18 protein-coding genes are annotated in these 21419 nt (G+C 62.3%); 7 read left to right on the plus strand and 11 right to left on the minus strand.

The window, feature by feature from the left end; all coding sequences use genetic code 11:
• Positions 1–165: 165 nt before the first annotated feature.
• The 4 genes from secG (at position 166) to X750_RS140425 (ending at position 4318) form a co-directional block, all read left to right on the plus strand.
• The gene (secG, locus tag X750_RS140440) at positions 166–654 is read left to right on the plus strand and encodes a preprotein translocase subunit SecG (protein ID WP_023693455.1); all 489 of its coding nucleotides are present in this window, start codon (positions 166–168) and stop codon (positions 652–654) included.
• Between the two features lie 201 nt (positions 655–855).
• Entirely contained in the window at positions 856–1974 is a 1119-nt protein-coding gene (locus X750_RS140435) for a L,D-transpeptidase (protein WP_023693456.1), read from the plus strand.
• A 154-nt stretch (positions 1975–2128) separates the two neighbouring features.
• A complete protein-coding gene (locus X750_RS140430) occupies positions 2129–3766 on the plus strand; it encodes a CTP synthase (RefSeq protein WP_081725397.1) in 1638 nt (545 codons plus the stop codon).
• 15 nt (positions 3767–3781) lie between these two features.
• A complete protein-coding gene (locus X750_RS140425) occupies positions 3782–4318 on the plus strand; it encodes a DUF1697 domain-containing protein (protein ID WP_023709418.1) in 537 nt (178 codons plus the stop codon).
• A 102-nt stretch (positions 4319–4420) separates the two neighbouring features.
• Here X750_RS140425 and X750_RS140420 read toward each other — a convergent pair whose 3' ends face one another.
• The 5 genes from X750_RS140420 to X750_RS140400 form a co-directional block, all read right to left on the minus strand.
• Positions 4421–5878 carry an NCS1 family nucleobase:cation symporter-1 gene (locus X750_RS140420; RefSeq protein ID WP_023688556.1) on the minus strand — a complete coding sequence of 486 codons (1458 nt, stop codon included), beginning with the start codon at positions 5876–5878 and terminating at the stop codon, positions 4421–4423.
• A gap of 201 nt (positions 5879–6079) precedes the next feature.
• A complete protein-coding gene (gene otsB / locus X750_RS140415) occupies positions 6080–6868 on the minus strand; it encodes a trehalose-phosphatase (protein ID WP_023748419.1) in 789 nt (262 codons plus the stop codon).
• The gene (locus X750_RS140410) at positions 6865–8646 is read right to left on the minus strand and encodes a trehalose-6-phosphate synthase (protein WP_023682445.1); all 1782 of its coding nucleotides are present in this window, start codon (positions 8644–8646) and stop codon (positions 6865–6867) included. Before X750_RS140410 ends, otsB begins: the two co-directional genes overlap by 4 nt.
• Positions 8647–8790: 144 nt before the next feature.
• On the minus strand, positions 8791–10953 hold the full coding sequence (locus X750_RS140405; RefSeq protein WP_023748420.1) for an amylo-alpha-1,6-glucosidase: 2163 nt from the start codon (positions 10951–10953) through the stop codon (positions 8791–8793).
• A 43-nt stretch (positions 10954–10996) separates the two neighbouring features.
• Positions 10997–12058 carry a glycosyltransferase family 4 protein gene (locus X750_RS140400; protein ID WP_023738733.1) on the minus strand — a complete coding sequence of 354 codons (1062 nt, stop codon included), beginning with the start codon at positions 12056–12058 and terminating at the stop codon, positions 10997–10999.
• Positions 12059–12247: 189 nt separating this feature from the next.
• Here X750_RS140400 and X750_RS140395 point away from each other — a divergent pair, with 189 nt between their 5' ends.
• A complete protein-coding gene (locus X750_RS140395; protein ID WP_023688551.1) occupies positions 12248–12550 on the plus strand; it encodes a DUF982 domain-containing protein in 303 nt (100 codons plus the stop codon).
• Positions 12551–12735: 185 nt separating this feature from the next.
• Complete coding sequence (locus X750_RS1000000166015) at positions 12736–12894, plus strand: hypothetical protein (RefSeq protein ID WP_023672685.1); 159 nt, start codon at positions 12736–12738, stop codon at positions 12892–12894.
• Positions 12895–13495: 601 nt separating this feature from the next.
• On the opposite strand, the gene X750_RS1000000167125 is transcribed toward X750_RS1000000166015, so the two are convergent.
• The 5 genes from X750_RS1000000167125 to X750_RS140380 all read right to left on the minus strand — a co-directional run bounded on the left by X750_RS1000000167125 (position 13496) and on the right by X750_RS140380 (position 18560).
• The gene (locus X750_RS1000000167125; protein WP_081726098.1) at positions 13496–13696 is read right to left on the minus strand and encodes a hypothetical protein; all 201 of its coding nucleotides are present in this window, start codon (positions 13694–13696) and stop codon (positions 13496–13498) included.
• A 2-nt stretch (positions 13697–13698) separates the two neighbouring features.
• Positions 13699–13884 carry a hypothetical protein gene (locus tag X750_RS0133555; protein WP_023682450.1) on the minus strand — a complete coding sequence of 62 codons (186 nt, stop codon included), beginning with the start codon at positions 13882–13884 and terminating at the stop codon, positions 13699–13701.
• A 685-nt stretch (positions 13885–14569) separates the two neighbouring features.
• The gene (locus tag X750_RS140390; RefSeq protein ID WP_023738734.1) at positions 14570–16084 is read right to left on the minus strand and encodes a protein adenylyltransferase SelO; all 1515 of its coding nucleotides are present in this window, start codon (positions 16082–16084) and stop codon (positions 14570–14572) included.
• Between the two features lie 247 nt (positions 16085–16331).
• The gene (locus X750_RS140385) at positions 16332–17702 is read right to left on the minus strand and encodes an NAD(P)/FAD-dependent oxidoreductase (RefSeq protein WP_023702855.1); all 1371 of its coding nucleotides are present in this window, start codon (positions 17700–17702) and stop codon (positions 16332–16334) included.
• A 30-nt stretch (positions 17703–17732) separates the two neighbouring features.
• Complete coding sequence (locus X750_RS140380) at positions 17733–18560, minus strand: DUF2243 domain-containing protein (RefSeq protein WP_023748422.1); 828 nt, start codon at positions 18558–18560, stop codon at positions 17733–17735.
• Positions 18561–18871: 311 nt separating this feature from the next.
• Between X750_RS140380 and ctaD the strand changes: the two genes are divergently transcribed.
• A complete protein-coding gene (ctaD, locus tag X750_RS140375; RefSeq protein WP_023748423.1) occupies positions 18872–20530 on the plus strand; it encodes a cytochrome c oxidase subunit I in 1659 nt (552 codons plus the stop codon).
• 103 nt (positions 20531–20633) lie between these two features.
• Here the strand turns inward: ctaD and sdhD are convergent, their stop codons facing one another.
• On the minus strand, positions 20634–21023 hold the full coding sequence (gene sdhD / locus X750_RS0133565) for a succinate dehydrogenase, hydrophobic membrane anchor protein (protein ID WP_027050929.1): 390 nt from the start codon (positions 21021–21023) through the stop codon (positions 20634–20636).
• Positions 21024–21419: the final 396 nt, after the last annotated feature.

The raw sequence follows: 21419 nt of genomic DNA on the forward strand, positions 1-21419 counted from the left end.
CATAGACTTATGAACGCAGCAGTTCGGCGGAAATCGTTGCAAAGGGCGCATTGCTTCCCATATTCCGGCCACGGGCTTGGAAATGCCGTTAAAGCATTGTATGGAGCCGCCTCCAAATCACCGGCCCTGATCGCCAGGGAGCGGCAGGGCTTGCCAGGATAAAATATGGAAACCGTACTGATCGTCATCCACCTCATGGTCGTGCTCGCCCTTGTCGGCGTGGTGCTGCTGCAACGCTCCGAAGGCGGTGGTCTCGGCATTGGCGGCGGTTCCGGTTTCATGACCGCGCGTGGCGCCGCCAATGCGCTGACGCGGGCGACGGCGATCCTGGCCGCGGCCTTCTTCGTGACGTCGCTGACACTCTCGATCGTTGCCCGCTATGGCGAAAAACCGATCGACATTCTCGACCGCGTGCCGGCCGACAGCGGCAACGGCGTGCTCAATCAGTTGCCCGGCACGACGGCGCCGACGCCGCCTTCGGGCAACACCGCACCGGCCGCGCCCGCGGCCAACGGCGCCGCCACCACGCCGCCCGCCACCACGGCCCCGGCGACGGCTCCATCTCCGGCGACGCCACCTGCAACCGATTCGGCTACGCCGCCGGCTACCAATGGCGTTACCTTGCCGGTGACACCGCAGGTTCCGAACCAGTAGTCGGTAGCGTCAGATGCCGCGATCTGTTGTTGTTTCAACACAGTCGCGGCAAATGGCACACGATCACGAAGATTCGACCGCACCCCGTGCTTGAGGCCCGTACGCCACTTCGATTATAGATTGCCGGCGGCACTTTCTGCGCCCTTGGGGGGCGCCGGGCGACGCCGTGGGCAACAAGCATTGAACGATCGGATCTTCGCCATGCAGCTTCGCAGCTTCATTTTCATGGGGTTTTGTGCCGTATTCGGCATGAGCTCCGCGGTCTTCGCCGGCACTCCGGCAATGACCTCACCGCAGGCGGTTGGCAAAACCGCTGTCATCAACGTCGCCGCCAAGAGCGATGCGACGCAGCTGAAGCTTCTCAAGAAGAAGAAAAACCCGAGCCCGGATGATCTGGCTCAGATCAGCAAGCTCGAAGACAAGATCGCCGCCGACAGGGATCTCGCCCGCGTCAAGGCGCTCGAGGCCCGCAAGCTGGCGATGCGCGATGCGGCGAAAGCCAGGGCCGATGCCCAGCGCCAGGCGTTCCTGGCAAGCAAGGGCAAGCCGGTCGTGGTTGCCGACGCCAAGCCAGGCAAGAAGACCACCAAGATCATCGCTCCGGTTGACCCGATCGCGCCGATCGAGCCGATCGAATCGGCTGAACCGCTTCCGGCCGAAGCGATGAATATCGCGCTGACCGGCAACAATGGCGAATTGCGCAGCGAGGCCCCGGGCCAGAAGCCGACGAGCGGCGGACTGTTCGCCGGCCTGTTCGGCGGCACGTCCTCTGCCTCGTCGATTGCCTATCTCCCCGAAACGCGCGCGCTCGACCAGGCTCTCGCCAAGCGGCAAGCCAAGAAGCAGTTCAAGGTGAAGCCGGAATTCGTGCCGCAGGACGTCGAATTCAGCGGCTATGAGCCGGGTACGATCGTCATCGATACCAGCGCGCGCCGCCTCTACCTCGTCGAATCGGCTTTCACCGCCCGCCGCTATGCGATCGCGGTCGGCCGCGAAGGCCTGCAGTTCAAGGGCAAGGTTGCCGTTGGCGACAAGCAGGAATGGCCGCGCTGGATCCCGACGCTCGACATGCAGAAGCGCGAACCCAAGCATTATGGCCAGTACAAGGACGGCATGCCCGGCGGCGGCCAGAACCCGCTCGGCGCCCGCGCCATCTATCTCTACGACGGCAAGAAGGACACGCATCTGCGCATCCACGGCACCATCGCGCCGCAGTCGATCGGAACCAGCGCTTCCAATGGCTGCTTCCGCATGATCAACGAGCACGTCATGGACCTCTACAGCCGCGTCAGGGTCGGCACCAAGGTCGTCATCATCTGACGCTTTCACAAACCTGCCGAAAGGGCCGGCTTTTGCCGGCCCTTTTGTTTTGACCAAAACACCAGTCTCGAACCTCGGGACTATCGCGCCTTCTCTGGAAAAAGCCTCAGCGGCGGTTTTTTCTCTGGCGGAATCAATTCGGCCGCGTTAAGCGATGACTCCCATGGCGCGATATGTATTCATCACAGGCGGCGTGGTTTCCTCACTTGGAAAAGGCATCGCTGCAGCGGCCCTTGGGGCTCTCTTGCAGGCGCGAGGCTATCGCGCACGCATCAAAAAGCTCGATCCCTATCTCAATGTCGATCCCGGAACGATGTCGCCTTACCAGCATGGCGAGGTTTTCGTCACCGATGACGGCGCCGAGACCGATCTCGATCTTGGCCATTACGAGCGCTTCACCGGCCGCTCGGCCAACCAGCAAGACAACATCACCACCGGCCGCATCTACAAGAACATCATCGAGCGCGAACGGCGCGGCGACTATCTCGGCGCCACCGTGCAGGTCATTCCGCATGTCACCGATGAGATCAAGAATTTCGTGCTCGACGGCAATGACGACTATGATTTCGTGCTGTGCGAGATCGGCGGTACGGTTGGCGATATCGAGGCGATGCCGTTTCTCGAGGCTATCCGCCAGCTCGGCAACGATCTGCCGCGCAACAACGCCGTCTATGTCCACCTGACCTTGATGCCTTACATCCCCACGGCCGGCGAGTTGAAGACCAAGCCGACCCAGCATTCGGTCAAGGAACTGCGCGGCATCGGCATCGCGCCCGATATCCTGCTGGTCCGCGCCGACCGCGCCATCCCCAAGGAAGAGCGCAGAAAACTGTCGCTGTTCTGCAATGTGCGCGAGAGCGCCGTCATCCAGGCGCTCGACGTGCCCCACATCTATGACGTGCCGATGGCTTACCACAAGGAAGGGCTCGATTCGGAAGTGCTGGCCGCCTTCGGTATCGATCCGGCGCCGAAGCCGCGCATGGAGCCCTGGCAGGCCGTGTCCAACCGCATCCACAATCCGGAAGGCGAGGTAACGATCGCCATTGTCGGCAAATACACCGGCCTCAAGGATGCCTACAAATCGCTGATCGAGGCTTTGTCGCATGGCGGCATGGCCAACCGCGTCAAGGTCAAGCTCGACTGGATCGAGAGCGAGATTTTCGAGAAGGAAGACCCGACGCCGTGGCTGGAAAAGGTGCATGGCATCCTGGTGCCCGGCGGCTTCGGCGAGCGCGGCTCGGAAGGCAAGATCCTGGCGGCGAAATTCGCCCGCGAGCGCAAGGTGCCGTATTTCGGCATCTGCTTCGGCATGCAGATGGCCTGCATCGAGGCAGCGCGCTCGCTGGCCGGCGTCGAACACGCCTCGTCGACCGAATTCGGTCCGACCGACGAGCCGGTCGTCGGCCTGATGACCGAATGGCTGAAAGGCAACATGCTGGAGAAGCGCCGCGAAACGGGCGATCTCGGCGGCACCATGCGGCTTGGCGCCTATCAGGCTGAACTCGCCAAGGGTTCGAAGATCGCCGACATCTATGGCGACACCCAGATTTCCGAGCGCCATCGCCACCGCTACGAGGTCAATATCGACTACAAGGAGCGGCTAGAAGATTGCGGCCTGGTGTTTGCCGGCATGTCGCCCGACGGTGTGCTGCCGGAAACCGTCGAATATCCCGACCATCCCTGGTTTATCGGCGTCCAGTATCACCCGGAGCTGAAGAGCCGGCCGCTGGAGCCGCATCCCCTGTTCGCCAGCTTCATCTCGGCCGCGGTGGACCAGTCGCGGCTGGTATAAGCAGGCCGCGTTGCCATGCAAACCTATGTTGCGCTGCTCTACAGCATTATCCTCGGCGAAGGCCGCCGGGTCGTCATGGCCGACCTCAAGGCGATGGCTGAACAGCTTGGGCTGAAGAACCCGCGCACCCTGGTGGCGACCGGCAATCTGGTCTTCGAGACACGGGCGACTGGTATCGCCAAGCTGGAACAGCAGTTGGAAACGGCCTTCGAAAAAACCTTCGGCCGCAATGTCGTCATCATCGTGCGCACTGCCGAGGATTGGCTGAAACTTGCCGCCGGCAACCCATTCCCGGCCGACTCTGCCGAGGCAGGCGATCAGGTGGCCGTGCGGGTGATGCGCGAGCCAGCGCCAGCGGATGGTGTGGCCGCGCTCCAGGCCTATGCCGCCGAGGACGAGAGGGTGGCTTCGGTCGACGGCGACATCTGGGTCGTCTTTTCGCGCCAGCGGCCAAGCTCGCGGCTGCTCGCTGCCATGAACCACAAGCGCATGGGCATCGGCACCGCACGCAACTGGAACACGGTGCGGAGGTTGGCTGAGATGGTGGAGTAGGGAGTAGGGAGTAGGGAGTAGGGAGTAGGGGTATTATTCCCTACTGACTACTGACTACTGACTACTGACTACTGACTACTGACTACTCCCTATCCCTCAATTTCACGCCTTCGCCGTCCTGGCCCCTGCGCCAAGGGCGGCGGTGCGAAGGACGTAGTAGATGACCCCTGCAATGCCGACGCCGAAAAACCAGCCATAAACGCCCCACCATGCCGGCAGCAAATTGGTGAAGTTCGGCAGGACCGAGGAGAAGATGGCGCCGATGCCGGCTGCTATGAAGGCGTTGACGTGCCAGCCGCCCTGGAAGCGGAACTCGCCATCTTCGCGGTACAGTGCCTCGACGTCGACCTCGCCCTTCCGGATCAGATAGTAGTCGACCATCATCACCCCGAAGATCGGCCCCATCGTCGCGCCGATGACGTTGACGAAAGATGCGGCACTGCCTTCCCACGGCGCGAAGGGATAGAGCACCAGCGCGATAACAGCTGCGATATAGCCGCCCTTCTTGAAGTCGATCTGCCGGGGAAAGACATTGGAGAAGTCGAAGGCCGGCGAGACGAAGTTTGCCACCACATTGATGCCGAGCGTCGCCACGGCAAAAGTCAGGGCTGCAAGCGCTGCCAGGAACCAGCTGTCGAATTTCGCCGAGATCTGGTCGGGATGCAGAAGCACTTCGCCATACACGTCGAAGGCAGCGATGGTGGTCACGCCGGCGACCAGCGAGAACAGGATGAGATTGATCGGCAGGCCCCAGATGTTGCCCTTGCGCAGCGATGCCTTGTCTGGGGCATAGCGGGCGAAATCGCAGAAATTGAGATAGAGCGCTGAGAAATAGGTGACCCAGATCGCCGCCACCGCAAACAGCGACGTCCAGGAGCCAGGGGTTCCGGGTACGCCGGCATCCTTTGTCTTGTCGAGCAGCACATCCATCGGGATGTCGCTGGTGAAGGCAAATCTCCCGGATTTTACACAGAGATAGATCGCCAGGATCAACATCATCACCCACACCGCCGGTCCGGCCCAATCCTGGAAGCGGCGCACCGTTTCCATGCCGTTCTGGATGATCAGCAATTGCAGTGCCCAGATGACCACAAAACAGATCACTTCCAGACCCGTGTGGCCGAGGAAATGCGTGTTGGCGTTGAAATCGGCGAACCATTGCGAGCGGATCAGCAACGCCACGATCGCGCCCGATGCCGCCGCCGTCTGCGCGCCGTACCAGAAGCAGGCGACGATGGCGCGCACCAGGGCCGGAATGTTGGCGCCCCAGATGCCGAAGGAGGCGCGCGCCAGCACGGGGTAGGGCACGCCGGTCTTCACGCCGGCATAGCCGACCATGTTCATCAGCGCGTAGATGATCAGCGAACCGATGCCGATGGCGATGATGAAATTGACGAAGCCGCCGCAAAACAGGAACAGGCTTGCGGCGAGATAATAGCCCCAGAGGCTGTGGACGTCCGACGTCCAGACGTTGAAGATCGAGAACGGCCCCCAGTTTCGGACTTTGGCCGGAGCCAGATCCTCATTGTATAGATCAGGTGATGCGCCTTGTATGGTCACTGCGATGTCCTCCCCTTGATGCCGCACGCGCCCTCACGCGTCGACTGCGCAGGTTATGCCTGACGCAGGGGAACCGGCAAGCAATCCATTTGCCGGCTTTGGCCTTAAAGATATTCAATGAGAACAGCGCTTATCGATCGGCTTTTGGCGAAGGTCGGCGCAAACGCGGCGTACCTTGATTCGATCCGCAGGCGGCAGCGATCAGGACGCTTTGCGGTTGAGAGCCGGTGATGCGTCGAAATTGGCGGCAAGCCAAGCTATCGCGCAGGTGACATCATCGAGCCTGTATTGGGCCACGGTCGGCCCACGCGGCTTGACCCGGATCGAGATGCCGCCGGCCTCGTTGATCGCCTCGAAACCGTTTTCGTCGGCGGTGTCGTCGCCGAGAAAGACCGGCCGCCGTCCGGCAAAGGGCGGGATTGCCATGAAACGCCGCACGGCAGCGCCCTTGGCCGCTTCGAGCGGCATGAGTTCGACGCCGGCGTTGCCCGGGATAACCCGATAGCCCTTGGGAAGCTCGGTCAATGCCTGTTCGGCAAGATGCGTTGCCCTGGCCAGCAGATGCGGCGCCGCACGCGTATGGATGGCGAGGATCGGACCCTTGCGCTCGATATGAACAAGGCCGTCATCCAGTTCGGCCTCGATGGCGTCGGCAAGGGCAGCGATATCGGCGGGAGCATCGGCGGTAACGACCGGGCCGTCCGGCGTCAGCCGGTGTTCCAGCCCATAGAGACCGGCAACACGCAGCTTCAACGGATGAAACAGGCGGTCGGCGCCTTCGACCGAGCGGCCGGTGATAAAGGCGACAGCGCCGTCCAGCCGTTTGTCGACGGCGCCGAGGAGGTTGCGCAGTTCGTCGCTTACGGACACGGCGTCGGGGTGCGCCGCGTGCTCCAGCAACGTGCCGTCGATATCGAGGAAAAGCGCCCATTGTCCTTCCGGCAGGTCGGGTGCGGTTGGCAGGCCCGGTGCTTTTGACAGGCTATTCATGACGCCACCTTCCGCATGCGGTCGAACAGCGAGACGATGTTGGTGTCGGTGTTTGCGGGCCGCTCGGCGACACTTGTCGCTCTTTCGAGGTCGCCGCGTTTGCGCAGGCGCGCCGCATCGAGCAGCATGCTGCCGGCCCAGCGAAAGACATTGTTGTCGCGCACTATTTCGCGCATCGGGCGCATGCGCTCGCGTTGTTCGTCCGGTGACATGGTTAGCGCCTGCAGCAGCACCTGGCTCATCATCGCCGCGTCGTAAGGATTGACGATCAGTGCTTCCAGCAGTTCGCGCGACGCGCCGGCAAACGTGCTGAGCAACAGCACGCCCTGTTCGTCGTCACGCGCGGCGACGAATTCCTTGGCTACGAGGTTCATGCCGTCATGCAGGCTGGTGACCATGCAGATGTCGGCGGCGCGATAGATCTCATAGACCTGTTGCTGCGAATGGTGCTCAGCCACCATGACCACGGGCTTGTAGCCGTCATGACCGTAGCGCTGGTTGAGCTCGTTGGCATAACGCAGGCATTCATCGTGCAATTGCTGGTAGGCCGGCAGCGTGCCGCGGCTTGGGGCAGCAATCTGCAGGAACACTACCTTGCCGATCCACTCGGGGTGGCGCGTAAACAATTCGTCCAGCGCATGGAAGCGGTCGAGGATGCCCTTGGTGTAGTCCAGGCGCTCGACGCCGACGCACAGCTTGACGTCCGCCGACAGGCCGAACCGCTCACGCAGGCGGGCGCGGCTTTCCTCGACCGGTGGCAGTTTGGCCAGGAGTTCGGCCGGCCATTCGATGGAGATGGGATAGGCGTGCACCAGGGTCGTCCGCCCGCCATACGAGATCGCGGCGTCGGCGCGCTCGATGCGGCTTTCCAGGAACCGGTCTACGCTTTCAGTGAAATTATTGGCATGAAACTGGGTGTGAAAGCCGATGATCGAGCTCCCGAGCAGTCCATCAAGAACGCGTTCGCGCCATGGGCAGATGCTGAACACTTCGGAGTTCGGCCACGGGATGTGCCAGAAGGTGATGATGATCGCCTCCGGCAGGCGCTCGCGGATCATGCGCGGCAGGAGCGCAAAATGGTAATCCTGAACCAGCACGATCGGCCGCTCATTGCGCGCCTCGGCAACCACCATATCGGCGAATTTGCGGTTGACGGCCTCATAGGCCTCCCAGTCCGAGGCACGGAAGACCGGCCGGGTGAAGGCGATATGGCAGAGCGGCCAAAGCCCTTCATTGGCAAAGCCGAGATAGTAGCCCTGATATTCGTCGTCGCTCAGCCACACGCGGCGCAGCGTATAGGACGGATTGTCCGGCGGCACCTGAACCCGATCGTTGCTATCGACCGTCAGACGATCCGCCGTTCCGCCGCCATAGGCGATCCAGGTGCCGCTGCAGGCGCGGGTGATAGGCTCAAGCGCCGACACCAGGCCGCTGGCCGGCACCAGAAGCTCGACGCCGTCGTCCTTGATGTTGTGGATATAGGGTTCTCGGTTCGAGACGACGATGACCTGCGCGTCCGGCAGGTCGTCGGCAAGTATCTTGCGCAAGGTGTCGGGCGACCAGTTCACCAGCGCCGCGTCGGGAGATTGTCCATTCTTCTCGAACTCCCGCAAAACCTTGCGCGTCGCTTCCGATGCGACGTCCTCGCCGGCAGTCGGTGCAACCGTCAAGCTATGGCTACGACGTTGCCTGGAGATCGATAACAGAACGGCTAGAATCGAAAGGCCAAGGCTTGCAAGGATCAAGACCCAGAGCAGGGCCATGCCATAATCGGTCATTCCAATTCCAACTCAATTTTGGCCGTCAGGGCCTTTTTCTTCATGGTTCCATTTGAGTGTTCGCAGCCGACGATCGCCCGTGAGAACCTGTGTTTTTTGCAACGCACAAACCCTGGGATCGGTTCCCGTTGAAAGCCGTTCCGATCATGTCCGCACGATCAGCGGAACCAGCCCTTCATGGCGGTCGGCGAGAAAGGCGACGACGCGGTCGCCGACACGCTGGAAGGTAAGATCGACCCTCTTTTCGCCGACACCCAGATGCCTGAGCGTCAGCGTATCGATGCCGATCGGCAAACGGGGTCGAGTGACGTGGATTTCGCCGTTCCAGCCGTCGATTTCCAGACCGAGGCACGCCTGCATCAGCATGAAGGCCGAGCCTGCCGACCAGGCTTGCGGCAGGCAGGCGACGGGGTAGGCGATCGGTGCTTCACCCGGCGAGCGGGTAAAGCCGCAGAACAGTTCCGGCAGCCGCATGTTGAAATGCACGGCGGATTCGAACGTGCCGCTCATCAGCCGCACCACGCTGTCACGCTCGCCGAACCGCGCCAGGCCGGCGCCGCACATCGCCGTGTCATGCGGCCAGATGGAACCATTGTGGTACGACATCGGGTTGAACAGCACAGCATCGTCGGAAAGCGTTCGCACCCCCCAGCCGGAGTGGAAGGAAGCCGAAAGCAACTGGTCGGCGACCATCTTAGCCCGCGCCGGTTCGGGCAGGCCGACATAGAGCAGGTGTCCGGCATTCGACGTGCGCACCTTGCACGGCTCTCCGGCGCCGTCGATCGCCAGCGCATAGAAGCCGAGATCGTCCAGCCAGAAATCACGCTCGACGGCGATCCGCATCTCTTCGGCGCGATTTTCCCAGTGCTCGGCCTGCGCGAACTCGCCCCGGCGGCGGGCGAGAGCGGCAAGGCCCCTGAAGGCGGCGAAGACATAACCCTGCACTTCGACCAGCGCGATCGGCCCCTTGGGAATGCGCCCGTCGGCGTGGAAGACCGAGTCGAAGCTGTCCTTCCAGCCCTGGTTCGCAAGGCCGGATTCGGCAGCGCGCTGATAGGTGACGAAGCCGGTTGCGCGGCTCGCCTCTTCCGTCCACTTGGCGGCGGCGCAGAGAGACGGCCACAGGCTGGCGATGAAGTCCATGTCGCCGGTGCGCTCGGCATAGGCGCAAGCGAGGTGGATGTAGAGCGGCGTGGTATCGACGCCGCCATAGTAGCGGCCGAAGGGTAGCTCCTGCAGCGCCACCATCTCGCCCTTGCGCGTCTCGTGCATGATCTTGCCGGGCTGCGAGTCGCTGAAAGGCGATGTCTCGGTCGCCTGGTGCTGGGCGAGGAAGGCAAGCACGCCGCGCGCCAGGCCGGGGTTGAGCCATAGCATCTGCAGCGCCGAGATGACGCCGTCACGGCCGAAGGCCGTCGAAAACCAGGGGATGCCGGCATAGGGGTAGGGGCCGGTCGACAGCTCGGTGGTCAGCAAGGCGACATCGGCGCGAGCGCGTTCGACCCAATCGTTGAAGACGCGGCCCGAACTGTGCACCGTCGCTCCATGGCGGCGCTTGGCCCGCATGCCGAAACGGGCGCGCGCCGCGGCCGCCCGGAAGCGGTCGCGGTCGGGCGTTTCGGTCAGTTCCGCGCCGACCTCGACGTAAAGCATCTTGCTGCTGCGCTTGGTCACCGCGATGAGGAAATCCGCGCGCTCGGCGCTCAGCTGGTCCGGCGGCTGCGAGAACGAGATCGCAGACACCCGCGCCAGCCCGTCCAGTCCGTCATAGCGCAGCAGCACCGAGGCAGGCTCGATCTCCGCTGCATGCGCCATTCCGCGCTTCGGCCGGGTCGAACCGCGGACCTCGAACATGTCCCGGAAATCGGCGGCAAAATGCAGCGAGACGCGGATTGCCGAATGCTCCTGGCTGTAGTTGGAAAGGGTGATGCGCTCGAACAGCCGGTCCTGCCACAACAGCCTGACGCGCTCGATATGGATGGCGCCCTGCGGGATGTCGCGGCCACCGACGCTTTGCATCGGCAAATTGGTCAAATTGCTGGTGAACAGCACATTGTCCTGGCTGAGGGAGGCGCCGAGCAGCGATGTCTGCCGGCCGCCGACGGTGAGCCTGAACTCCGACAGCACCCGGGTGTCGTCACGGAAGAAACCGTCGCCCGCACCCCTGATATCGCCGTAGGCATCGGCCACGGCAAAACAGTCGCCTTGCTTTAGGGCAAACAGCCGGTGCGGCTCGCGCGGCGCGGTTTCGTCCAGGGAGGCAAGGGCCACGGCAGGGTCGAGCTTGCGCTCGTCAAGTTCGGTCATCAGTCACAAATCTCTGTTTCGGGCTCGGAACGTCCGCCGTCGTTCACGACGCTTTCGATTCAGCCGGGGCGCCGATGAGACGCGCATAGGCAGTGAGATAGTCGCGCGCCATCCTGTTGGCGGAGAACCGACTTTCGAAGACGGCGCGCACCTTTCGCCGGTCGAGTTGCAGCAAGGCCGGCACCGCGGCGACCGCGGCGTCGAGAGAATCGACGACAAATCCGGTAACGCCATGGTCGATGACTTCCGGCAACGCACCGCAGTTCCAGCCGATGGTTGGCGTACCGCACGCCATCGCCTCGATCGCGGCAAGGCCGAACGGCTCGGGCCAGTCTATCGGAAACAGCAGACCAGCGGCATTGCCGAGGAATTCAGTCTTCTCACTCTCGGCGATCTCGCCGACATAGTCGATGCGGTCGCCATCGATCAACGGCTCGATCGTCTCATGGAAATAGGCGCGATCATCGTCGCCGATCTTGGCCGCCAGCTTGAGTTTCATGCCCGAGCGCAAGGCGATGTCGATGGCCCGGTCCGGCCGCTTGTCGCGCGAAAGCCGGCCGAGAAAGGCGAGGTATGGTTCGCCTGCCGCCGTCTCGAAGGTCGGCTGATAGAGACCCGTCGGCAGCCCGTGATGGATGGTGGCCAGCCAATTGGCATTCGCAAGCCCGGTCTTCTGGCTATGCGAGATCGAGATCAGCGGAAAGCGCGGAAAACGCTCATAGGCTGGCGCCAGATCGACATAATCGAGCCGGCCATGAGGCGTCGTCACCGTCTTGTCCGGCATGGTCTCGAAGAACGAGAAATGCAGGAGATGGCTGAGGTGAAAATGAATGATATCAAAGTCGTGGGCTCGGTTCCTCACATCGGCAAGCATCGCAAGATGCGCCGCCGTGTCCGATTTCAGCGGGCGCGGATCGAGGCGTAGCGCGCGTTCGCGACCTGGTATCAGTCTGGCCGACGTCCGGCTGTCGCCGCTGGCGAACAGCGTCACCTCATGGCCGAGTTCGACCAGCCCTTCGGTCAGATAGGAAACGATGCGCTCGGTGCCGCCATAGAGAAGGGGTGGCACCGATTCGTGCAAAGGGGCGACATGGGCTATGCGCATGGTTTGAACGTGTCCCTCAAGGCAATCACGAGAGCGAAATGCATCAGCCGGCCTAACGTTCCGGACAAAAGCGGGCGTCGGCAACCCAAGCCCACCAGCGCAGATTTTTTTGCAATAAGCGGAACAAACGCGCCATCCGCGAATTTAGTAGGGTTGGTTCGCGCTGCGGCCGACCAGGGAGAGAACAAAATGGACCGCTTGCATTTCTTTACGCCCGTGCGCATTGCGCGCGGGCAGGGACACCCCGTCGAGGAAGTCGATAGCGTTGCCGAAGCGATGGTCTTTTTGCAGAAATGGCCATTGGGACGGCGTGGGCCTGTGTATCAGTGCGCCGTGAATTGCTGCTCCGCGGCCCTGTCGGGCAGAATGTCGGCCGAAGCAGCCAGGAAGGCGTTTACGGGCTTTGCCCGCATCACCCGGCTGCTCGATGATGACATGGCCCTGCCGATGGGCGGCGAAAGCATGGCGGAAGTCCACGCGCTGAGGCGCTAGGCGCCGGTCCAGCCATTTGGCTATTGAACACCCGGGCTTTGGCGGCGCGGGCATCATCTTTTCCGCACCGGAGTATTCCGGCGCGGCCCTTCACCTCATGGGCCACACTGTGCTTTCATGCGGCGTTTCGCATGACCGGTGGGTGACGACCATCCACAGGCGGCCCGAACGTGGAGGGGTAGACAATGCCGAGACTGATCCTGGGAACACTCGGCGCTATCGTCATCGCCCTCATCTGGGCGGTCTTTGCCAGTTTGATGGGCGCGCCATCGATCGTGATCACGGTCGGCGCGGTCGCCATTGGGGCCGGCGTCTACACCTACGTCGACCGACGCTCGACTTGACGCGTCCCCGGTCTGCCGCGCGCTCGACCAATTGCACGCCGGTGTTTGACGCGCGCGGCAGCCGCGGCGGGCATTCTTCAAGGATGAGCTTGCTGGCCGCATAGAGAGCCAAGGCGCAGACAGGGCGCCACACGTCGGACCGGGCTCCGCGAGAACTTGGGAGAGATCGTCAAAGATCTTTCAATCCGGCCAATGTAGATCGAAACGGCGAATCTGTGGATTTCCGGTGGAACATCGTCGCCTCGAAACACTTCGGGCGTTGCACTGCCCCATCAGTGCACGTTCCCTTGTTCTGTTGGAACTGGCCGGCTGCCGAAAGGTGGCCGGCTTTTTTGTATATAAGCGGAACCTGAAATTACGGGGCTTGTTCTGCATGCGGCAGCGAGCCCCTCGCTGCTGGTCGAGGGCCGTAACCCTTGGCCGGGCCCGCATCGCTCCGCCAGTGGTGCGGGCCCACGGCCTCCGGTTTTTCCGGGCGTCTCGACTCGCTGATCCTCACCCTGGTCCGGCTAATGCATGTCACTCAAAAAAAGGCTCGGTTGTGAGACAATGACATGCACACGCGGCGCGCTTTAGCACAATCATTCACAAAGCCGTGGGTTCAACTGTTGCTACCCTTCTTGGCTGGATTGTGCGAATGATGACTGTCCTTTTCACCGCCACCCCCTGAAACTCGGCTTTTGGATCGACGGTCTTCATCCGCCGGGGGCTTGTTGATCTGTAAGGGTTTTCTGGCGTTCTCGTGCGATGCGCCTGGCCCGCCCTGCCGGATCGTGTTCGGGTGTTTCTTCGATGTGGACATGATCACCGATCCTGCTGACGGCCCTGATGAGTGGTGTTGACCTTGGTGTTGGCTTGCTGCCCTTGGCGCTCCGGATCCGGCGCTCCGTGAGTGCCGTGCTGGGCATCATCGTGGCTAATCTGTCGCCCTTCTCCTCGACCCTTCTGGCTCTGGTTCTCAGGCGGCACGGGCGGCATTTTGCTCGACATCTGCATCTCCTTGGTTGGTCTCGTGACTCCAAACCGTGATCGTGGGGGGAAGTTCCGTCTGCTTAGTCAGCACCTGTGATTTCGGTGCCGACGGAATCTGACTCCCAACGCGGATTTCAACGAACGGCAGGGCCTGCGTTGCTTGTCGAGGACAGGCAATCTCTGGGCAGGCCCGCGTCGCCCCGCCAGTGATGCGGGCCTGCAATATAAACCTCAAGACTGGGCTGCTATCGCAGTTTATTGCGAGCTTCCGGCGACTTGCGTAGCGGGCTTCAGTGGCTTTCAGGAGAGCAGCGTGTTGTATCCGGTCGATTTCGAGCGACCGAAATACAGTGCTTGACCACGTTGCTGACATGATCGGTGATGGTGTCGCGCCTGGATCGCGGCAGCAGCCTCAGGTCCGCTCTCCCTGCAGCTGATGGCAGCTAAAACGACGTCAAAAGACCTAAGTCTCTTTGATCGCCCTCGCTGCTCGCACGAGCGATGACCAGTCAGCTCCCATGGCTGCGACAAGGTCTCGAGCATCTTCGTCTGATATTCCGGTACGGTCTACGAGCTTCCGTGCCAGCAATTCGAATGCCAATTCTATGATCGTCATAGCTCAGCCCTTACGAGAGTACCCGTGACGATAGCTTGCAAATGGGTCTTCCGCATTTGCACATGTTAAGCGACCATCACGAATGTCTCAGGTACCGCAGAATGTCTGCAGGACGCGCTCATCCGGGCGTGGCGGCTCAGCATAGCGTTCCATTCCCGGCTGCTCATCGAAGGGACGGCTGACGACCGTCAAGATCTCCTCGAACGGTGTGAAGTCGCCGCCCAACGCCGCCTGGATCATCGCCTCGATGCGATGATTGCGGGGGATGAATTTGGGATTGACGGATTGCATGGCTGCCCGGCGCGTGGCCGTGTCGGCTGCTTCGCTTGCAATGCGCTGGCGCCACCGCGCCGACCAGGCATCGAATGAGCCTGGATCCTTAAACAACTGCCGCGCCGTGCCTTGGCCGTCCGCAGCGTCGAGGTCATCGCCCAGGCGCCGGAAGCCGAGCGTAAAATCCGCTTCGCCGCGAGCCAGCACATCCAGAAAGTCGGCAGCGAGCTGCAAGTCGCCTTCCGCTTCGGTCAGCAGTCCGAGTTTTCTGCGGAAGCCGCGCTGCAACACAGCCTCATAGGAGGCCTGGAACGACCTCAGCACCTCTTCCGCTTCAGACACTGCTTCATTCTCGTCCGTGCTCATGAGCGGCAGCAGGGTCTCGGCAAAGCGCGCAAGGTTCCATGTGGCGACACGAGGCTGGTTGGCATAGGCATAGCGACCGGCGCGGTCTATCGAACTGAACACCGCGCTGGGGTCGTAAGCGTCCATGAAGGCGCATGGGCCATAGTCGATCGTCTCGCCCGAGATCGACATGTTGTCGGTGTTCATGACGCCATGGATGAAGCCGACCAGCATCCAGCGCGCCACCAGGTCCGCCTGTGCGGCGACAACGGCCTCCAGCAAAGCCCGGTACGGCCGTGCTTCCCCCGCCAGCTGTGGGAAGTGACGCTGAATGGCATAGTCGGCCAGTATCTTGAGCGCCTCGGTGTCGTGGCGCGCGGCGAAATATTGGAACGTGCCGATCCTGATATGGCTTGCCGCCACCCGTGTCAGGACGGCGCCGGGCAGCCGGACCTCGCGATAGACCGGGTCGCCGGTGAGCACCGCCGCAAGGCTTCGCGTCGTCGGAATGCCGAGCGCCCCCATCGCTTCGCTGACGACATATTCGCGCAGGACAGGGCCGAGTGCGGCGCGGCCGTCGCCGTTGCGCGAGAACCGCGTTGGTCCCGATCCTTTCAGCTGGATGTCACGGCGAACGCCGTTGACGTCCACCACTTCGCCAAGCAGCAGGGCGCGCCCGTCGCCAAGCTGAGGCACGAAGTTTCCGAACTGGTGGCCCGCATAGGCCAGGGCGATTGCTTGCAACCCTTCCGGAAATCTGTTGCCGGCAAGCATCGCCACTCCATCCGGGCTGGTAAGCTGGTCGGCATCGAGCCCGAGTTCCTCCGCGAGGTGCCGGTTGAACCGGATCAGCCGCGGTTCGGACACCGGCTTCGGATCTGTTTGCGCGAAGAAGCGCTCCGGCAATTGCGCATAGCTGTTGCTCAGGGCGGGAAGCCCCGTCTGAATGACCGGGGGTTGTTCAGCAGTCGCAGGTGACGTCATGACGAGCTGTCTCTGAAGAGGAGGGGTTCAACAGATCCCGTTTCGAGGAGCCTGTGTTCATTTGTTCATATAGGGACGCAACGTCGTTGGTGCCATCCGGATCCATCAGGCCGGCACCGGATACAAGCTGGGAACCACCCGCCTCAACTATCGAGGTTCGGGCTGCCGTGGGACGACGGGCCGTGGCGGAATCCAGAGCTGACCCCCGCATCGCCACTGTCTCCGAACTGAGCACCCGGCAATCTAGTCAGTGCGGGCGTGCAATGCCGGCGGCGTCTGCCTTGGTTGGCAGCGGCTCTCTCGGGGCCGCTCCCGGCGACGATGTCGAACCCGGTTCGACTCGCTCCTCGGCGATGAGCCGGGCGCCACGCTCATAGGTCAGGTAGCGCCAGAGCCACTGGATCGAGACCTGAACGCGGTGCTGAAAACCGACGAGCAGGTAGACATGGATGAGCGCCCAGGCAGACCAGGCGAACCAGCCTTTCAGTTTCAGCCTGCCCGATTCGAACACGGCAGCGTGGCGGCCGACAATGGCCGTGTTGCCTCGATTGCTGAAGACAAAAGCGGGCAGCGTGTCGCCAGCATCTATCCGGCGTGCCAGTGCCTTGCCGAGGTGCTCGCCCTGCTGCTTGGCGACCTGGGCAAGACCCGGCAATGGCTGGCCGTTCCCATCGAGGACCAGTGCGACGTCGCCAAGCGCGAAGACATCGGGGTGGCCGACGACGTGCAGGTCGGATTCGACCTTCACCCGACCGCCGCGGTCGAGCCCGACACCGAGCTGGGCGACCAGCGGAGAAGCCGCCACCCCGGCGGCCCAGAGCGTCAAGGCCACCGGGATCACCTGGCCGCCGACGGTGATCTGATGCGCTTCGATCGCCTCGACCCGGTTGCCGAGCGCGACCTCGACGCCCAGGCTTTCAAGGCGCAGACGTGCATATCTGGAAAGCTCCGGGGCGAAGCCGGCGAGCAGACGCTCGCCGGCTTCTACCAGTATGATCCTTGTCTTCTCGGGCCGGATGTTGCGGAAGTCGCGCGCCAGTGTGTGCCGGCTGAGTTCGGCGATCGAGCCCGCCAGTTCGACACCGGTCGGGCCGCCGCCGATAATGGCGATCGTCATCAGCCGGGATTGCTCGACTGGATCGGTGGTCCGTTCCGCGTGCTCGAACGATAGCAGCAGCCGTGACCGGATCGTGCGCGCGTCCTCGATGGTCTTCAAGCCGGGACAAACCCGAGCCCAGCTCTCCTGGCCGAAATAGAATGGCTGCGAACCGGTGGCCAAGACCAGGATGTCGTAGGGGACCGTGGTCCCATCGGCCAGCACCAGTATCCTGGCCTCGGTGCCGATCTCGGTGACATCGCCGAAGAGGACCTGAACCGAGGGATAGCGGCCCAGGATCTTGCGGATGGGCTCGGCGATATCAGGCGCCGACAAGGCGGCGGTTGCAACCTGATAGAGCAAGGGCTGGAACAGGTGGTGATTGTGGCGGTCGATGATCGTCACCCCGATTTCCGCCTTGCCGAGCGCCTTGGCAACCTCCAGACCGGCAAAGCCTCCGCCGACCACGACGATCCGCGGTGTCAGGCTCCGGCCGTGGCTGCTCTCGGTGGCGAATTGCATGCTTGATACTCCCCTATCCCTGTCCGGAAGTCATAGCCTGGCAGGAGTGCCTCGCTGTTGGCTGGAGCTACTGCTCACTCCGGCGGCATCGGTCCAGGCAAGGCATCCGGCAATGACAGGCGTCGTGCTGACCACCAAGGCGCCGCGCGCGTGAAGGGCTACCAACCCGCGCCATGAGACGCGGTTGACCGCCCAGATGGTGCCGCTGGCGTCGACCCATTTGAGATGGGCGTCGGCGACTTCAACGGCCCGCATCATCGCCGCCGGTTCCATCCCGGCCCGAAAGACGATGATGGAATTGGCGGCACCGTTGAAGAACGGGCCGGCGCCGGCTGCCAGTCCCGCAAGCAGGACGATGCTGGTCAGCGCTGCCGAAGCCCCGCGGGCCGGTCCGCCGCGGTTGGGCAGCACCAGCACCAACCCAAGCGGCACGATGCCGAAAATGACCAGCCACGCAATATCCCAGGCGAGCGGCAAGTCGCTGTTCATCTTGATCCGGTGCAGACCCAGCAGCCAGTGAAACACGACAGCATCGACGACATGCCAGACGCCGAACCCGGCGAAGGCGAGCCGCAGGATCTCCGTGGTGGTCCCGGGCCGCGCGCCAGCCGCCCTCGCGGCCACCAGCAGCACCGTGCCGGCGACCGCGAGCACATACATGAAAAGATGGAAGAGGCCGTCGGCCATGATCTGGAAGCGCAGGTCGGAACCCACCGGATCGGCGACGCCCGAGAGAAGATGATGCCATTGCAGGATCTGATGCAGGACGATGCCGTCGAAGAAACCGCCGAGCGCGAAGCCGAGCAGCAGCCAGCCGGCTCGCGTTCTCGGGTCGAGTGTCGCGGTGATCGCGTCCATGTCAGGACCACCGGCTCCAGGCCGGGGCGTTCAGTTCCCTGGGCACCGACATGTCCGGCGGCGTGGGGTCATGGAGACCATGACGCGCCTCGAGCCAGAAGGCGGATATCAGCCCACCAACCACCGTCGTCAGAACCAGTGTCGCAGCAATTATCGCCAGCATGGACGTCGATCCTCAGCCGCGCAGGGTCGGCCGCGCGGAACCTAACCGCGGCTTCCGTGGAATGTTCCTACCGCCGGTTCGGTGGAGGGAACAATCAAGTTCCAGCACGGTTCGATGCTGGCGACGGACGGCTCAAGCGGAGAAGGTCATGAACGAATATACGGCGGCAGATCCGGACGGTCTCGGCAGCCACCAGCCGACCGGCATCACCCGATGGCTGTTTTCGACCAACCACAAGGACATCGGCACACTCTATCTGGTCTTCGCTTTCATCGCGGGGGTGATCGGCATGCTCTTGTCGGTGAGCATGCGAATCGAGCTGCAGCAACCCGGGATCCAGTTTTTCCCCGGACTGGCGTCGATGATCTACGGTTACCAGGGCGACGCGGCGATCGACGCCGGCAAGCAGCTTTACAACGTCTTCACCACGGCCCACGCGCTGATCATGATCTTCTACACTGTGATGCCCGCCCTGATCGGCGGCTTCGCCAACTGGATGGTTCCGATCATGATCGGCGCCCCCGACATGGCCTTCCCGCGCATGAACAACATCTCGTTCTGGCTGCTGCCGCCGGCATTGATGTTGCTTTTACTGTCGATCTTCATGCCCAGCGTCCCCGGCGGCTATGGCCCTGGGACCGGCTGGTTCCTGTACCCGCCGCTGTCGACCTCCGGCCATCCCGGTCCCGCCGTGGATCTGGTCATACTGTCTCTGCACATTGCGGGCGCCTCCTCGATCCTGGGAGCCATCAACTTCATCACCACCATCTTCAACATGCGCGCGCCGGGGATGACCCTGCACAAGATGCCCCTGTTTGTGTGGTCGATCCTCATCACCGCCTTCCTGCTGCTGCTGGCTCTGCCGGTGCTGGCCGGCGCCATCACCATGCTCCTGACCGATCGCAATTTCGGAACCACGTTCTTCGCGCCGGACGGCGGAGGCGACCCGCTGCTGTACCAGCATCTCTTCTGGTTCTTCGGCCACCCGGAAGTCTACATCATGATCCTGCCGGCGTTCGGCATCGTCAGCCAGGTGATCTCGACCTTCTCGCGAAAGCCGATCTTCGGGTATCTCGGGATGGTCTACGCAATCGTGGCGATCGGGGTGATCGGCTTCGTCGTCTGGGCCCACCATATGTACACCAGCGGGATAGGCCTCGACACGCAGCGCTACTTCACCTTCGCCACGATGGTGATCGCAGTGCCGACCGGGATAAAAGTGTTCTCCTGGATTGCAACCATGTGGGGCGGTTCGGTCAGCCTGCGGACGCCGATGCTCTGGGCCCTCGGCTTCATATTCCTGTTCACCGTGGGCGGGGTGACGGGCGTTCAACTCGCAAATGCCGGCCTCGACCGTGAATTGCACGACACATACTTCGTCGTCGCGCATTTCCACTACATACTTTCACTGGGAGCGATCTTCGGCATCTTCGCGGGCTGGTATTACTGGTTTCCGAAAATGACGGGATATCTCTACAATCCGCTTCTGGCTGGGGTCCATTTCTGGACGACCTTCGTCGGCGTGAACCTCGTCTTCTTCCCCCATCACTTCCTTGGATTGGCGGGCATGCCGCGTCGCTATGTCGACTATCCCGACGCATTCGCCGGCTGGAACATGGTGTCCTCGTATGGATCGTACCTGTCGGCCGCGAGTGTCGTGATTTTCCTCTTCGGCATCTTGGAAGCTTTCTACCGGCAAAGAGCCGCCGGCATGAACCCATGGGGGCCAGGAGCTACTACATTGGAGTGGGAGCTGACCTCTCCACCCCCTTTCCATCAATGGGACAGGCTGCCGCAAATCAGATGAGGCCGGGTTGTCGAACTCCTTTGCGCAAGCAAGCCCGGTTCGCCGCTGAGGCGAACTTCAGCCTGCCGGTGGCAGACGCTGGCTGCAGCTGAGAACCGGATCGCTATCTGAAGCTGATTAACAGCACAGCGAACAAGCTTGCGAGCGCGACTGCCCAGCAGAACAACCAATTGGCGATCAGAAGAAGCGATTTGAGCACGGTGGCATGGCAGTAATCTTCGATGATCGATTGCATTCCAAGCCGCATGTGAACGCAGCTTACGAGAATGAAGCCAATAAGGGCTGGCGCGACATAGATCGATCCTACGACGCTGAGGACGGCGTCTCGAGGCTCACCGACCAGCATTATAACGACCGCGACGATGTAAATGACAAGGATCAACAGGGCAGCAGATGTCAGCCGCTCCAGCATGAACGTTTCGGTTCCGTGTTTCGCCGATCCAAGGCCCCGCACTCGAGCTAGCGGAGTTCTGATTGAGGGTCTGTCAGCCATGGCGTTTCCCCAAAATTACTTGGTTGCCTTGCGCGCAACTCAAGCTGTTGCTGTTTCGATGCCCGGGCCGTCGGTGCCGACGGATAGTGGGCAAGCACGGTCTCCAGTCGAGCAAGGCGGGCTTTGTGGGCGTTCAGTTCGTATCCTGAACGCCATCCAATTTGCCTGGGTCTGCCATCTCTGCATAACTCGCTTTCAAGCAGCGAGATACGAAGGCGGACCGCGTCGATCTCCTTGACAAGCGCGGCCTTCACCGATTTTCGACTCTGCATGGCTGTAGTTCCGGTGCAAGGATGGTTCCAAACCTGACGCGTCTGGAAATGTTCCCGGGTGCCGAAGGCGTGCTGAAGATTAATGCCTCAGTGCTGCACCCGCACAATGGGTCGCCATGAGCAA

This window comes from Mesorhizobium sp. LNJC391B00 (assembly GCF_000502535.1).
GTDB lineage: Bacteria > Pseudomonadota > Alphaproteobacteria > Rhizobiales > Rhizobiaceae > Mesorhizobium.